The organism is Mycobacterium sp., assembly GCF_046095365.1.
Lineage (GTDB): Bacteria > Actinomycetota > Actinomycetes > Mycobacteriales > Mycobacteriaceae > Mycobacterium.
Genome location: NZ_JBJTJF010000032.1, coordinates 1 through 15,230, shown reverse-complemented (window position 1 = coordinate 15,230; position 15,230 = coordinate 1). Strand labels below are relative to the sequence as shown.

Genomic DNA, 15,230 nt, shown 5'->3' with positions numbered 1-15,230 from the left:
CGGACGGCAGCCGGTCCGGGCCGTCCGGCCCGATCTGCAGGATCGTCCCCAGCGCCAGGCGGATGTCGTTGATCGCCGCGATCCAGGCGTTGGCGTCGTCCTCGGTCAACTCCAGCGGGCCCCCTCCGGTCGGCAGGGTGTCCACAAGTCGTTGCGCCACAGCGATTTTGGCGTCGATGATCTCCGGCTCCCGCAGGCTGCGCAGCGCGCCGGTGGCGGCGTCGTCGGGGCGGTCCCGGATGAAGTCCGGCAGCAACCGGCGCATGGTCCCGTCCTGCGGCGGCGACGGGTTGCCGGTGCGGATCCCGGTGAGCTGCTCCAGCGGGTCCGACGGCGCGCCGGCCTGGCGATCGTCGAGCATCTCCTGCACCGAGGTGGCCATGTTCCTCAGCAACGCCACCTCGTGGGGTTCCAGGGCGGAGACGAAGCGCGGACCGTCGACGGTGTCGACCCGTCTCCACTTGCGCACGAAGTGTCCCGCCTACCGCTTCAGCGGTCCTGCTGCATGGTGGCCCACAGCCCGGCGGCGTGCAGTTTCGTCACGTCCACCTCCATGGCCTCCCGGCTTCCGGCCGACACCACGGCCTTGCCCTCGTTGTGAACCTGCATCATGAGCTTGGTGGCGTGCGGTTCGCTATAGCCGAAAAGCTTCTGGAAGACGTAGGTCACGTAGTTCATCAGGTTCACCGGATCGTCCCACACGATCGTCACCCATGGGGCATCGGTTGCGTCGACGACCTCGGTCTCCCGTACTGCGGTGGTGCCGGGCCGGGTGGGTGCTGCTGGGGAGCCCATACCGATCAGGATAGCGAGCCACCGGCAAAAGCCGCCCCGGCTCCGGCAAGCCGATACGGTTGCCGAGTGACCGGGGTGCATCCAGGGCCCGTTCCCACGGCGTTGATGACCGACAAGTACGAATTGACCATGCTGTCAGCGGCGCTGCGGGACGGCACCGCCCGCCGGCGGACCACCTTCGAGGTGTTCGCGCGCCGGCTGCCCGAGGGGCGCCGCTACGGGGTGCTCGCCGGGACGGGCCGGTTCCTGGAGGCGTTGCGCGACTTCGCCTTCGACGCCGCAGCGCTGGCCACAGTCGCAGAATTCCTGGATCCGGCGACCGTGGATTTCCTGGCCGGATACCGGTTCAGCGGGGACATCGACGGCTACGCCGAGGGCGAGTTGTACTTCCCCGGATCCCCGCTGCTGTCGGTCACCGGCAGCTTCGGCGAGTGCGTCGTGCTCGAGACCCTGGCCCTGTCCATCCTCAACCACGACACCGCGGTGGCATCGGCGGCCGCGAGGATGGTCAGCGCGGCCGGCGGCCGGACGCTGATCGAGATGGGGTCGCGGCGGACCCACGAGCAGGCGGCCGTCGCCGCGGCGCGCGCCGCGTACATCGCGGGGTTCACCGGAACGTCCAACCTCGCCGCCGGGCAGCGCTACGGGATCCCGGCGCTGGGCACCTCGGCGCACGCGTTCACCATGGTGCACACCACCGCCGCCGGCGGCACCGGCGACTGGGAGCGGGCGGCCTTCGCGGCGCAGGTCGACGCGCTCGGCGAGTCCACCACTCTGCTGGTGGACACCTACGACGTGCACGACGGAGTGGCCAACGCGGTCGCCGTCGCCGGCACCGGCCTGGGCGCGGTGCGCATCGACTCCGGGGATCTGGGCGTGCTGGCCCGGCAGGCCCGCGTCCAGCTCGACGCCCTGGGCGCGGCAAACACCAGGGTCGTGGTGTCCGGCGACCTCGACGAGTACTCCATCGCCTCCTTGCGCGACGAGCCCGTGGACGGCTACGGGGTCGGCACATCGGTGGTCACCGGCTCCGGCGCGCCGGCCGCCGGCATGGTCTTCAAGCTGGTCGAGGTCGACGGCCTGCCGGTGAACAAGCGCAGCCGGGGCAAGCAGTCGCACGGCGGGCGCAAGGCCGCCATGCGGCCGGCCCACGCGAGCGGGACGGTGCTCGAGGAGGTGGTGCACCCGGCCGGGGCGCCGCCGGACGTCGCGGCCCGGGTGCTGACGGTCCCGCTGGTGCGCGGCGGCGAGGTGCTGTCCGACCCGGACCTGCGGGCCGCCCGCGACCGCGTCGCGGCCGGCCTGCGCAGCCTGCCGCCGGAGGGCCTGGCGCTCTCCCCGGGCGAGCCGGCCATCCCCACCCGGCAACTGGCACCGCGATGAGCGAACCAGCGCCGGTGGCCGAGCTGCTGGCCAGGGCGGTGGCGGCCGTCGGGGGCGCTGAACGGCCCGGCCAGCAGCAGATGGCCGAGGCCGTCGCGGCGGCGTTCGCCACCGGCGAACACCTGGCGGTGCAGGCCGGAACCGGCACCGGCAAGTCGCTGGCCTACCTGGTGCCGGCCATCGCCCGCGCGGTCAGCGACGACTCGACGGTGGTGGTCTCAACGGCGACCATCGCCCTGCAGCGCCAACTGGTCGACCGCGACCTGCCCCGGCTGGCCGACGCCCTGGCCGACGCGCTGCCGCGCCGGCCCACTTTCGCCCTGCTGAAGGGCCGACGAAACTATCTGTGCCTGAACAAGATCCACGGCGGCCCCGGCGAGGACGAGGCGCCACAGGAGGAGTTGTTCGGCACGGCGGCTGTCAGCTCCCTGGGACGCGACATCCAGCGGCTGACCGCCTGGGCGGGCGAGACCGAGACCGGTGACCGGGACGACCTGCGCCCGGGTGTGCCGGAGCGGTCCTGGTCGCAGGTCAGCGTCTCGGCCCGGGAGTGTCTCGGGGCGACCCGCTGCCCTTACGGCGTGGACTGCTTCGCCGAGAAGGCCCGGGCCGAGGCCGCCGGGGCCGACATCGTGGTGACCAACCACGCGCTGCTCGCGATCGACGCGATCGCCGAGGCCTCGGTGCTGCCCGAGCACAGCTTCCTGGTGATCGACGAGGCCCACGAACTGACCGACCGGGTCACCTCGGTGGCCACCGGCGAACTCTCGGCGGGCCCACTCGGGGTCGCGGTACGCCGAACCGCCCGGCTGGTGGAACCCGAACTGGCGCAACGACTGGAAGCCTCGGTCACCACCTTCGCCTCGGCGATCCACGACGCCCATCCCGGCCGCATCGACTACCTCGACGCCGAGTTGGCCACCTATCTCACCGCGCTGCGCGACGCCGCGGCCGGCGCCCGGGCGGCCATCGACCCCAAGCCCGCCGACCCGCAGGCCGCCGCGGCCCGCCTGGAGGCGATCGCCGCACTGACCGAGATCACCGACACCACCGCCCGGATCCTGGACTCGTTCGGCCCGGCCATCCCCGAGCGCACCGACGTGGTGTGGCTCGACCACGAGGAACAGCGCACCGCCACCCGGCCGGCGGCTTCTGGGTACACCGCGGCGGCGCCGCGATCGGTGCTGCGGGTGGCGCCGCTGTCGGTGGCGGGCCTGCTGGCCGAGCAGGTTTTCGGCAGCGCCACAACGGTTTTGACCTCCGCAACCCTGACTGTGGGCGGATCCTTCGACGCGATGGCCGGAGCCTGGGGACTCGCCGACGGCCCCGCGTGGCGTGGGCTGGACGTCGGCTCGCCGTTCGACCACGCCCGCTCCGGGATCCTCTACGTCGCCGCGCACCTGCCCCCGCCCGGACGCGACGGCACCGGATCCGCCGCGCTGCTGGACGAGATCGCCGGGCTGGTTGAGGCCTGCGACGGGCGGACCCTGGGGCTGTTCTCATCGATGCGGGCCGCCCGGGCGGCAGCCGAGGCGATGCGCGAGCGGCTGGACACCCCGGTGCTGTGCCAGGGCGACGACGGCACCGCCGCCCTGGTCGAACAGTTCGCCGCCGATCCGCAGACGTCGCTGTTCGGCACCCTGTCGCTGTGGCAGGGCGTCGACGTCCCCGGCCCGTCGTGCTCCCTAGTCATCATCGACCGCATCCCGTTTCCCCGGCCGGACGACCCCCTGCTGACCGCGCGCCAGCGGGCGGTGGCCGCCCGGGGCGGCAACGGTTTCATGGCGGTGGCGGCCAGCCACGCGGCCCTGCTGCTGGCCCAGGGCGCCGGCCGCCTGCTGCGCCGCACCGACGACCGCGGCGTGATCGCGGTGCTGGACTCCCGGATGGCCACAGCCGGTTATGGCGGCTACCTGCGCGCGTCGCTGCCGCCGTTCTGGACCACCTCCGACCCGGTGGTGGTCCGGCAGGCACTGACACGGCTGCGGGACGGGCCGCCTACGGCGCCCGGAGAATGACGATCGACCCGTCGATCTTCCTGAATGAGCCGAACGTCTCGGCGGGAACGCCGAAGATCGCCGACAACACCCGGGGCGGGATGCGGCTCAGCGACTCGCCGAGGCCGATGTTGTCCTTGTCCTCCGGTGCGCTGGTGTTCTGGATGATCACGATCTTCATCTCCCCCGGGCCGCGGTTCTCGAAGTAGTGGAAGGACCCCTGGGGCGCGAACACCACGTCGCCGGCATGCTGGTCGAAGCTCTCGTGGTTGCCGTTGCCGTCGATGATCACCCAGGCGGCGACCCCGCTGGTGACGATGTTGAGCTCCCAGGCGCTGGGATGCCAGTGCGGCTCGCGGATCCCCCCGGGCTGCAACGTGAGCAGCACGATGCTGGCCTCCTGGCCTCTGAGGATCGGGAAGTTGTCTCCGGAGGCCTGCCGGAACGACCCCCCGTCGTGGGTGACCGGCGTCTGAGCTCCGAGGCGGAACAGGTGGGACTGCGCGGCGATCGTCTCGGCGGGAATGCGCGGATCGCCGAAACGCACCGCGTCATCGGGAACCGAACCCTCCGAACCGGTGCGGTAGGTCGAGGGGTTACCGGCCAGGAGGCGGTCGACGCCTGCCCCGGCGGCGGCCGCGGCTCCCACGACACCCGCCCCGCCGAGCACTTTGCGGCGATTGATCGACATGTCCGGACCCGTCCTCTCGCTCAGCGTGACCGCAGGATGACGACGGCGTCATCGATCTTCTGCAACGATTCGAAGGTCTCGGCTCCGACCCCGAAGATCGCCGCGAGCACCCGCGGGGGAATCCTGCTCAGGGACTGGCCGATGCCGATGTTGTCCTTGTCCTCGGGCGCACTGGTGTTCTGGATGATCAGCACAGTGAGGTCCTCGCCGCCGCGGTTCTCGAAGTAGTGGAAGGAACCCTGGGGAGCGAAGACGACGTCGTCGGCGTGCGCCTCGAAACTCTCGTTGTTGCCGTTGCCGTCGATGAGAACCCAGCTCGCGACGCCGCCGATGACCAGGTTGATCTCCCACGCGCTCGGGTGCCAGTGCGGTTCCCGGATTCCCCCGGGCTGCAACGTGATCAGCTGGATGCTCGCCTCCTGGCCCTTGAGAATCGGGAAGTTGTCCTCGTGGGCCTGCTGCAGGGAGCCCCCGTCATAGTTGATCGGCGCCAGCGCGCCGAGCCGAAACAGGTGCGAGTGAGAGGTGATCGTCTCAGCCGGAATCCGGGGATCCCCGAACCGTGCCGCATCGTCGGTCATCGGCGTCCTTCCTGCGCGGGCGTCGCGGATCGTCTCACCCAACCACGCCGCGCGCCGTTCGGCGTACTTCCCGCCATCTCCTGCCGTCTCGGACGGCGCACTATTCTGGTCGGCGTGAGCCTGTCCCCGTCCCGGCTGCTGGCCGCGGTGAGCGCCGCGGTACTGCTGGGCGGCTGCGCCGGAACGATTTCGGGCACGCCGGTGTCGGTGTTCTCCGACCCGTTCAAAGTGGGCGGGCTGGAGGCCGTCGACGGCCCGACCGGGCTTCGGCCGGGCGCCAAGCCGGCGTCCCGCGAGGTGACCGACAGCGACGGCGGCAAGGTCGACGAACTCGCCGGCCAGTCCGTCAGCGACCTCGAGGAGTTCTGGAAGTTCGCCTACCCGGACACCTTCGACGGCGAACTGACACCGGTCGCAGAGTTGTTCTCCTGGGACTCGGCGGCCTACGACGGCACCTTCTGCGACGAGTCCACCCAGGGTCTGGTCAACGCCGGCTTCTGCGAACGCGACAGAACCATCGGCTGGGATCGCACCGTGCTGATGCCGTCGCTGCGGAAAGCCTACGGCGACATGGCGATCACGATGGTGCTCGCCCACGAGTACGGGCATGCCATCCAGAAGATGGCCACCATCAACCCCAGGGGCGTGCCGACGCTGGTCGCCGAGCAGCAGGCCGACTGCCTCGGCGGGGTCTACATGCGCTGGGTGGCCGAGGGAAAGTCGCCCCGCTTCACGCTGAGCACCGGCGACGGACTGAACAACCTGCTGGCCGCCATGATCTCGTTCCGCGACCCGCTGCTGCGAGACAACGGTGGCTACAGCTCCGGCGACGAGCACGGCTCGGCGTTCGAACGGATATCGGCCTTCCAGTTCGGCTTCACCGACGGAGCGGGCGCCTGCGCCAACATCACCATCAAGGAGATCAAGCAGCGCCGCGGCGACCTGCCGGTGGAGTTGCCCTCGGACGAGTCCGGTCAGCTGCCGATCACCGAGAAGTCGGTGCGCTCGGTCGTCGACGCACTGGGCATCTTGTTCACCCCGAAGAATCCCCCGGCACTGACCTTCGACGCGTCCACCGCGTCGTCGTGCACCGACGCCCGGCCGAGCCCGCCGGTGTCCTACTGTCCGGCCACCAACACCATCGCCGTGGACCTGCCCGCGCTCGAGGCGGTCGGAACCCCCGTCGAGGGTTTCGACGGCCCGGCGCTGCAGGGCGACAACACCGCCTACTCGCTGGTGATGTCGCGTTTCATGATGGCGATGCAGCACGAGCACGGCGGGGTGAGCCTGGACACCGCCGAAGCCGGGTTGCGCACCGCGTGCCTGACCGGGGTGGCGACCACCAGACTTTCCAAGCAGGTCAGCACGCCGGACGGCAACACCGTCGCGCTCACCGCCGGCGACATCGACGAGGCGATCTCGGGTCTGCTGACCAACGGTCTGGTCGCCGGGGACGTCAACGGCGAGCCGGTGCTGGCCGGGTTCTCCCGCATCGACGCCTTCCGGGTCGGCGTGCTCGGCGACTCCGAACGTTGTTACAAGCGGTTCCCCTAGCGGGCTCAGACCGCCTTGGTGTTGCCGTACCAGGACAGGATGGCGTCGCCGTCGTCGTTGGTCTTGGCCAGGATGGCATAGGAGCGGATGAACGACTCGCCCACGCAGCCGTCGATCTTGATCCGGAAGTTGCGGACCGAGACCCAGGGCTCGGAGCTGTTGAACTGCTTCTTGGTGAGCGGGACGGTGTTGATGATGCCGGGCTTGAGTCCCACGGTGATGCCGCCGCCCAGGTTCGCGCCGATCGCGGGGACCAGCCCGTCGGGAAGGACGCCGGGGAAGTCGAACCCGAAGTACCCGATCGACGGGTTGATGCCGGCTGTGCCGGTGAGCGAAACACCGTTGGAGGTGCTCATGTCGATACCGCAGCCGATCTGGTAGCCGACCTCGAACACCCCTTTGGGGTCCTCGCCGTCGCCACCCTTCAGTGACCCGTTGAACACCCCGCCGACGGCGTACTCGCGGGTGGAGATCGCGGTGGTCAGCGGCGCGACGGGACGCTGGGTCTCGTCCTTGGCCGAGATGGTCAGGGTCCAGCCGTCCGGCGACGTGGTGGTCTCGGGCGCCGCGGAGACCACCCGGCCGTCGTCGACGGGGACCTCGGCGGCGGCGGGCTGGATGGCCGGGGCCGGCGCAGCCGGTGCGGGTGCCGCGACGTCGGGGGCCGGCGGATCGGGTTCGGCGGCCGCCGGGGCGGCCGACGCCAGGGCCGCGAGCATCGCGATCGCCGCCGCACCGCGGGTTGACCTGATCACCGGATCACCTCCCGTGGGCAACCTACAGGTGCGCCTCGACAGTGGCGTCGGCGTCCCCCGGCTCACCGGAGCCGGCCAGCCTGACCACTCCGAACTCGGCGGGCTCGGCCATCAGCGGGTGCGCGGGCAGCACCCGCACCGTGTAGCCCATCGATCCCGCCATCGGCAGCGGGGTGGTGGTGGTGAACATCTCGATGCCACCCTCCCCGGAACCGCTGTGCGCCAAGTCGAAGTACTCGGGCTGCCGCAGGGTGCCGGCCGGATCGACCCGGCCCAGCACCCCCTGCACCACGACTTCGTCGGCCCGCAGGCCGGCCAGCGCGACGCTGGCGGTCAGCGTCAGCTTCGAGCCCAGCAGCGGGGTGTCGGGCAGACCGGTGCTGTCGACGTCGGTGATCAGCACGTGCGGCCAGGCCTCGTTGACCCGCTGCCGGTAGGCGGCCACCTCGCGGGCCGGCCCGAAGGGCAGGCCTTCGATCGGCTCGACGGTGCGGCGCAGCGCCGCCGCGGCCGGGGCGTAGTACTGCTCGGTGTAGTCGCGCACCATCCGGGAGGCCAGCACCTTGGGCCCCAGCGTCTGCAGGGTGTGCCGGACCATCTCCACCCAGCGGCCGGGCACGCCGTTGTCGTCGCGGTCGTAGAACTTCGGCGCCACCGAGGAGCCGAGCAGGTCATAGAGCGCGGCGGCCTCCAGGTCGTCGCGGCGCTCCTCGCTGAGGACCTCGGCGCTGGGGATCTCCCAGCCGTTCTCGCCGTCGAACCACTCGTCCCACCAGCCGTCCCGGATCGACAGGTTCAGCCCGCCGTTGAGCGCACTCTTCATGCCGGAGGTGCCGCAGGCCTCCAGCGGCCGCAGCGGGTTGTTCAGCCACACGTCGCAACCCCAGTACAGCAGCCGCGCCATCGACATGTCGTAGTCGGGAAGGAAGGCGATGCGGTGCCGGACCTCCTCGCGGTCGGCGAAGCGGACGATCTGCTGGATCAGCGCCTTGCCGGCGTCGTCGGCGGGATGGGACTTGCCGGCCACGATCAGCTGGACGGGCCGGCGCTCGTCGAGCAGCAGTGCCTCGAGCCGCTCGGGGTCGCGCAGCATCAACGTCAGCCGCTTGTAGGTCGGCACCCGGCGGGCGAACCCGACGGTCAGCACACCGGGGTCGAAAGCCGAAGCGATCCAACCGAGTTCGGCCTCGATGGCACCCCGCTCCAGCCAGGACTTGCGCAGCCGCCGGCGCACGTCATCGACCAGCTTGGCGCGCAGCTGGCAGCGGATCCACCAGATGTGCCCGGTGTCGACCTGCTGCAGCCGCTGCCACATGGACGGCTCGCGCAGCGCCTCGACCGAACCGGTGAGCTCCTGGCCGAGTTGCACCCACTCCGGGGCGGCCCAGGTCCGGCCGTGCACGCCGTTGGTGATCGACCCGATCGGCACCTCGGTGGCGTCGAAACCCGGCCACAGATCGTTGAACATCGACCGGCTCACCCGGCCGTGCAACTGGGACACCCCGTTGGACCGCTGCGCCAGCCGCAACCCCATGTGGGCCATGTTGAACTTCTCCGGATCGGGTTCGGCGCCGAAGCCCAGCACCCGGCCGGCCGGTACTCCCGGCAGCAGGCCGCCGTGGGCGTCGGCGGAGAAGTAGTGCTCCACCAGTTCCACCGGGAACCGGTCGATGCCGGCCGGCACCGGGGTGTGGGTGGTGAACAGCGTGCTGGAACGCACGATCGCCAGCGCGGTGTCGAAGTCGAGATGGTCGTGGGTCATGAACTCCCGGATGCGTTCCAGGCCCAGGAATCCGGCATGGCCCTCGTTCATGTGGAAGACGTCCGGCGCGGGGACGCCCTCGATGGCGGTGAACGCGCGAATGGCCCGCACGCCGCCGATACCGGCCAGCAGCTCCTGCTTGATGCGGTGCTCCTGGTCTCCCCCGTACAGCCGGTCGGTGACGTTGCGCATGTCGTGGTCGTTCTCCGGGATGTCGGAGTCCAACAGCAGCAACGGGATTCGGCCCACCTGGGCCACCCACACCCGGGCCCGCAGCACCCGGGTCTCGGGCATCGGGAGTTCGATGAGCACCGGTTCTCCGCCCGGGTGGGCGAGCAGCCGAAGCGGCAGGCCCTGCGGGTCGAGCGCGGGATAGTTCTCGTGCTGCCAGCCGTCGGCGCTCAGCGACTGCCGGAAGTAGCCGGAGCGGTAGTTCAGGCCCACCCCGATCAGCGGCAGGCCCAGATCGGAGGCGGCCTTGAGATGGTCGCCGGCCAGGATGCCCAGGCCGCCGGAGTAGATCGGCAGCACCTCGGCCACCCCGAACTCCATCGAGAAGTAGCCGATCCCGTCGGGCAGCACGACGTCGCCGCGGGCCTTGAGTTCCTGGTACCACATCGGCCTGGAGAGGTAGTCCTCCAGATCGGCCGAGAGGTGGTCGAGGCGTTCCAGGAAACCGTGGTCGCCGGCCAGTTCGTCGAGCCTGGCAGGGCTGACCTCGCCGAGCAGGGCCACCGGGTCGCGGCCGGTACGGGCCCACTGCTCGGGGTCGATGGAGGCGAACAGATCCTGGGTGGCGGTGTCCCAGGACCACCGCAGATTCGTCGACAGGCGGCCCAGCGCGGCGATCCGGTCCGGGAGGTGGGCGCGAACGGTGAACCTGCGGAGAGCCTTCACCGCCATGACCTTACTGAGATTCCCGCGCGGCCGCCGTCCGCGGTGGTTCCCGCGCGGCCGCCGTCCGCGGTGGTTACGGTGTGAAACGACGAGCAGCGACGAGAGATTCGAGGTATCCGGGTGCCCGGTCGGATCCAGGTCGACGACGTCGCACCCGTGGTGTCCGGTGGCACGTACCCGGCCAAAGCGGTTGTCGGCGAACTCGTGCCGGTCTGCGCGACGGTCTGGCGGGAAGGCCACGAGGCGGTGTCGGCCACCCTTGTGGTGCGCTACCTGGGACCGGCCTACCCCCGGTCCGGCCGGAGCGCCCCGGGCCGGTCCCGACCGACCGCCGACCTCGAGGAGAGCCCGCGGGTCAAGCCGGCCCAGCACCGGATGACGCTGGGCCGGACCCCGGATCTGTTCCACGGCCAGTTCTGCCCGGACCGGGCCGGACTGTGGGTGTTCCGGGTCGACGGCTGGGGCGACCCGATCGCCGGCTGGCGCCAGGCGGTGACGGCGAAACTCGACGCCGGCCAGGGCGAGGAGGATCTGCACAACGATCTGCTGGTGGGCGCCGCACTGCTGGAGCGCGCCGCCGCCGGGGTGCCGCGCGCGGACCGCACCCCGCTGCTGGACGCCGCCGAATCACTGCGCCGGCCGGGCGACCCGCTGACCCGCGCGGCGGCGGCGCTGTCGCACGAGGTGACCGAGGTGCTCGATCTGCACCCGCTGCGCGACCTGCTGACCCGCGGCCAGCAGTACGGGGTGTGGGTGGACCGGCCGCTGGCCCGCTGCGGCGCCTGGTACGAGATGTTCCCGCGCTCCACCGGCGGCTGGGACAGCCACGGCGACCCGGTGCACGGCACGTTCGCGACCGCCGCCACCGACCTGCCCCGGATCGCCGGCATGGGCTTCGACGTGGTGTACCTGCCGCCGATCCACCCGATCGGCCGGGTGCACCGCAAGGGCCGCAACAACGCGGTGACCGCCGAACCCGGGGACGTCGGCTCGCCGTGGGCGATCGGCAGCGACGAGGGCGGGCACGATGCGGTGCACCCCGCCCTGGGCACTATCGAGGACTTCGACGCTTTCGTCGCGGCCGCGGCCGACAACGGTCTGGAGGTAGCCCTCGACCTCGCACTGCAGTGCGCACCGGACCACCCGTGGGCACGCGCGCACCGGCACTGGTTCACCGAACTGCCGGACGGGACGATCGCCTACGCGGAGAACCCGCCGAAGAAATACCAGGACATCTACCCGCTGAACTTCGACAACGACACCGACGGTCTCTACGGAGAGGTGCTGCGGGTGGTGCGGCACTGGATGGCCCACGGCATCAGGATCTTCCGGGTGGACAACCCCCACACCAAGCCGCCGGACTTCTGGGCCTGGCTGATCGGGGAGGTCAAGAGCACCGATCCGGACGTGCTGTTCCTCTCCGAGGCGTTCACCCGCCCCGCGCGGCTCTACGGGCTGGCCAAACTCGGCTTCACCCAGTCCTACTCGTACTTCACCTGGCGCACCGCCAAGTGGGAACTCATCGAGTTCGGCCGCCAGATCGCCGAGCACGCCGACTACGCCACACCGAACCTGTTCGTCAACACCCCCGACATCCTGCACGACAGCCTGCAGCAGGGCGGGCCGGGCATGTTCGCCATCCGCGCGGTGCTGGCCGCCACGATGGGCCCGTCGTGGGGGGTCTACTCAGGCTACGAGTTGTTCGAGAACGAACCGCTTCGGCCGGGCAGTGAGGAGTACCTCGACTCGGAGAAGTACCAGTTGCGTCCCCGCGACTTCGCCGCCGCGCTGGCGCAGGGCCGCTCGCTGGCGCCGTTTCTGACCCGGCTCAACGAAATCCGCCACCACCACCCGGCGCTGTGCCAGATGCGAACCATCTGGTTCCACTCGATAGACAACGACGCACTGCTGGCCTACAGCAAGTTCGACCCGCTGTCCGGAGACCTGGTTCTGGTCATCGTCTCGCTCAACCCGTTCGGCCCCGAGGAGGGTTTCGTCCACCTCGACATGGGGGCGCTGGCGATGCACCACTACGACAGGTTCGCCGTGCGCGACGAGATCACCGGGGACGAATACCACTGGGGCCAGACCAATTACGTCCGCCTGGATCCGGTCCGTTCGGTCGCGCACATCCTGCATCTACCGCCCGTCGGACCCGGGCAGCGGGTCAACATGCTCAGGCGGGAGTGAGCATGGCCGACAGCCCCTACCTGGCTCCCGGCCGGGGCGAGCTGGCCCGGCTGGTGGCCGGCGTGCACCACGACCCGCACTCCATCCTCGGCGCGCACGAATACGACGACCACACCGTCGTCCGGGCGCTCCGGCCGCATGCCACGTCGGTGGTGGCGCTCGTCGGCGGGCGACGATTCCCGATGACTCACATCGACGCGGGCCTGTTCGCGGTGACCCTGCCGTTCACCGACCTGGCCGACTACCGGCTCGAGGCGGTCTACCCGGGCCCGGACGGGCGGCCGGTGTCCCACACCGCGGCCGACGGCTACCGGTTCCTGCCCACCCTGGGCGAGGTCGACCTGCACCTGTTCGCCGAGGGCCGCCACGAACGGCTGTGGGAGATCCTCGGCGCCCACCCGCGCTCGTTCACCACACCCGACGGGGAGGTCGACGGGGTGTCCTTCGCTGTCTGGGCACCGAATGCCAAGGGTGTCGGGCTGATCGGGGAGTTCAACGGCTGGGACGGCAACGACGCCCCGATGAGGGTGCTGGGCTCGACCGGTGTCTGGGAGCTGTTCCGGCCGGGCTTCGCGCACGACGGGCTCTACAAGTTCCGGGTGCACGGCGCCGACGGCTCGGTGACCGACCGCGCCGACCCGCTTGCCTTCGCCACCGAGGTCCCGCCGCAGACCGCGTCGCGGGTGTTCGTCTCGCACTACACCTGGGACGACGACGAGTGGATGGCCCGCCGGGCCGGTTCCAATCCGGTCCTGGGCCCGATGAGCACCTACGAAGTCCACCTCGGATCGTGGCGACCCGGCCTGAGCTACCGCGAACTGGCCGAGCAACTCACCGAATACGTTGTGAGCCAGGACTTCACCCACGTCGAGTTGTTACCCGTCGCCGAGCACCCGTTCGGCGGATCGTGGGGTTACCAGGTGACGTCCTACTACGCTCCGACGTCCCGGTTCGGCACCCCCGACGACTTCCGCCTTCTGGTCGACACTCTGCACCGGGCCGGGATCGGCGTCATCATGGACTGGGTGCCGGCGCACTTCCCCAAGGACGCCTGGGCGCTGGGCCGCTTCGACGGCACACCGCTCTACGAGCACTCCGACCCACGCCGCGGCGAGCAACTCGACTGGGGCACCTACGTTTTCGATTTCGGTCGGGCAGAGGTGCGCAACTTCCTGGTAGCCAACGCGCTGTACTGGCTTCAGGAGTTCCACATCGACGGCCTGCGCGTGGACGCAGTGGCCTCGATGCTCTACCTGGACTACTCGCGTCCCGCCGGGGGATGGACACCCAACGCCTTCGGCGGCCGGGAGAACCTGGAGGCGGTGCAGTTCCTGCAGGAGATGAACGCCACCGTGCACAAGATCGCACCCGGCATCGTCACGATCGCCGAGGAGTCGACGTCCTGGCCAGGTGTCACGCGCGCGACCAACCTTGGCGGCCTCGGCTTCTCGATGAAGTGGAACATGGGGTGGATGCACGACACCCTGGACTACGTCGGCCGTGACCCGGTCTACCGCAGCTACCACCATCACGAGATGACGTTCTCGATGCTCTACGCCTACACCGAGAACTTCGTACTGCCGATCAGTCACGACGAGGTGGTGCACGGCAAGGGCACGCTGTGGAGCCGGATACCGGGCAACGACCACGTCAAGGCCGCCACCCTGCGCGCCCTGCTGGCCTACCAGTGGGCACATCCCGGCAAGAAGTTGCTGTTCATGGGGCAGGAGTTCGGTCAGCGCGCCGAGTGGTCCGAGGAGCGCGGCCTGGACTGGTATCAACTCGGCGAGCACGGGTTCTCCTCGGGCGTCCAGCGTTTCATGGCCGATGTCAACGCGGTCTACCGCAGCCGTCCGGCGCTGTGGAGCCTGGACTCCAGCCCGCAGGGCTACCACTGGATCGACGCCAACGACTCGGCGAGCAATGTGCTCAGCTTCCTGCGCCACGGCGCCGACGGCTCGGTGCTGGCCTGCGTGTTCAACTTCGCCGGCAGCGAGCACACCCGCTACCGGCTCGGGCTGCCGGTGGCCGGCACCTGGCGTGAGGTGCTCAACAGCGACGCCACCGTCTACAACGGCTCGGGCATCGGGAACATGGGTTCGGTGCGGGCCGTCGGCGAACCCTGGCACGGGCGGCCGGCGTCGGCCGAACTGGTGCTGCCGCCGACCTCGGCCATCTGGCTCGAACCCGACCCGGGCACCGAGGCTTAGTACAGCGCGTTGGCCAGGTTGCGCCGGCCGGCGATGACCACCGGGTCGGCCGGGTCGAACAACTCGAACAACTCGATGAGCCGGGTGCGCGCCCGGGTCCGCTCGTCGCCGGCGGTCCTTGGGACCAACGCGGTCACCCGGCCGAAGGCGGCCGCCGGGTCCTGGCCGAGCACTTCGACGCCGGCGGCCGCGAACGCCGCCTCGACGTCGTCGGGTGCGGCGTCGGCGGCCGCGACGGCGCCGGGCCCGTGGGCCGAGGCGCGCTGGAGGAAGGCGATCTGCTGCAGTGCGCCCTTGGCCTCGGCGTGGTGGGGATCACCGTCGAGGATCGCCCGGTAGGCCTCGGCCGCACCCGCGAAGTCGCCCGCGTCGAGCTTGTCGCGGGCCGCGGTGAGCGCCGGGTCGGCGACGGGCT

Annotated in this window: 12 protein-coding genes; 5 read left to right on the top strand and 7 right to left on the bottom strand. The window is 70.5% G+C overall.

What is annotated here, in order from left to right; genetic code table 11:
- Both ACKOQ4_RS02465 and clpS read right to left on the bottom strand, forming a co-directional pair.
- A partial coding sequence (locus ACKOQ4_RS02465; protein ID WP_526288484.1) for a DUF2017 family protein occupies positions 1–469 on the bottom strand: 469 nt, incomplete at its 3' end.
- 20 nt (positions 470–489) lie between these two features.
- Positions 490–795, bottom strand: coding sequence for an ATP-dependent Clp protease adapter ClpS (gene clpS, locus ACKOQ4_RS02460; protein WP_526288483.1), 306 nt, complete (start codon positions 793–795; stop codon positions 490–492).
- Positions 796–900: 105 nt separating this feature from the next.
- Between clpS and ACKOQ4_RS02455 the strand changes: the two genes are divergently transcribed.
- Both ACKOQ4_RS02455 and ACKOQ4_RS02450 read left to right on the top strand, forming a co-directional pair.
- The gene (locus ACKOQ4_RS02455; protein WP_526288490.1) at positions 901–2,178 is read left to right on the top strand and encodes a nicotinate phosphoribosyltransferase; all 1,278 of its coding nucleotides are present in this window, start codon (positions 901–903) and stop codon (positions 2,176–2,178) included.
- Positions 2,175–4,196 (top strand): ATP-dependent DNA helicase, encoded by a 2,022-nt coding sequence (locus ACKOQ4_RS02450; protein WP_526288480.1) that lies wholly within the window; start codon positions 2,175–2,177, stop codon positions 4,194–4,196. The genes ACKOQ4_RS02455 and ACKOQ4_RS02450 overlap by 4 nt, the downstream gene beginning before the upstream one ends.
- On the opposite strand, the gene ACKOQ4_RS02445 is transcribed toward ACKOQ4_RS02450, so the two are convergent.
- Both ACKOQ4_RS02445 and ACKOQ4_RS02440 read right to left on the bottom strand, forming a co-directional pair.
- Entirely contained in the window at positions 4,177–4,866 is a 690-nt protein-coding gene (locus ACKOQ4_RS02445; RefSeq protein WP_526288478.1) for a cupin domain-containing protein, read from the bottom strand. The two genes, ACKOQ4_RS02450 and ACKOQ4_RS02445, sit on opposite strands and share 20 nt — an antisense overlap.
- Positions 4,867–4,886: 20 nt before the next feature.
- Complete coding sequence (locus tag ACKOQ4_RS02440; protein WP_526288476.1) at positions 4,887–5,447, bottom strand: cupin domain-containing protein; 561 nt, start codon at positions 5,445–5,447, stop codon at positions 4,887–4,889.
- 120 nt (positions 5,448–5,567) lie between these two features.
- On the opposite strand from ACKOQ4_RS02440, the gene ACKOQ4_RS02435 reads away from it, so the two are divergent.
- Entirely contained in the window at positions 5,568–7,001 is a 1,434-nt protein-coding gene (locus ACKOQ4_RS02435; protein ID WP_526288488.1) for a neutral zinc metallopeptidase, read from the top strand.
- Positions 7,002–7,006: 5 nt separating this feature from the next.
- Here ACKOQ4_RS02435 and ACKOQ4_RS02430 read toward each other — a convergent pair whose 3' ends face one another.
- Positions 7,007–7,720 carry an MspA family porin gene (locus tag ACKOQ4_RS02430; protein WP_526288486.1) on the bottom strand — a complete coding sequence of 238 codons (714 nt, stop codon included), beginning with the start codon at positions 7,718–7,720 and terminating at the stop codon, positions 7,007–7,009.
- A 58-nt stretch (positions 7,721–7,778) separates the two neighbouring features.
- Complete coding sequence (gene glgP, locus ACKOQ4_RS02425; protein WP_526288474.1) at positions 7,779–10,415, bottom strand: alpha-glucan family phosphorylase; 2,637 nt, start codon at positions 10,413–10,415, stop codon at positions 7,779–7,781.
- A gap of 120 nt (positions 10,416–10,535) precedes the next feature.
- Between glgP and ACKOQ4_RS02420 the strand changes: the two genes are divergently transcribed.
- Together ACKOQ4_RS02420 and glgB are read left to right on the top strand one after the other, a co-directional pair.
- On the top strand, positions 10,536–12,605 hold the full coding sequence (locus ACKOQ4_RS02420; RefSeq protein ID WP_526288472.1) for a maltotransferase domain-containing protein: 2,070 nt from the start codon (positions 10,536–10,538) through the stop codon (positions 12,603–12,605).
- Positions 12,606–12,607: 2 nt separating this feature from the next.
- Entirely contained in the window at positions 12,608–14,815 is a 2,208-nt protein-coding gene (gene glgB, locus ACKOQ4_RS02415; protein ID WP_526288470.1) for a 1,4-alpha-glucan branching protein GlgB, read from the top strand.
- Here the strand turns inward: glgB and ACKOQ4_RS02410 are convergent.
- The coding region (locus ACKOQ4_RS02410) for a tetratricopeptide repeat protein (RefSeq protein ID WP_526288468.1) at positions 14,812–15,230 on the bottom strand (419 nt) is incomplete at its 5' end. The two genes, glgB and ACKOQ4_RS02410, sit on opposite strands and share 4 nt — an antisense overlap.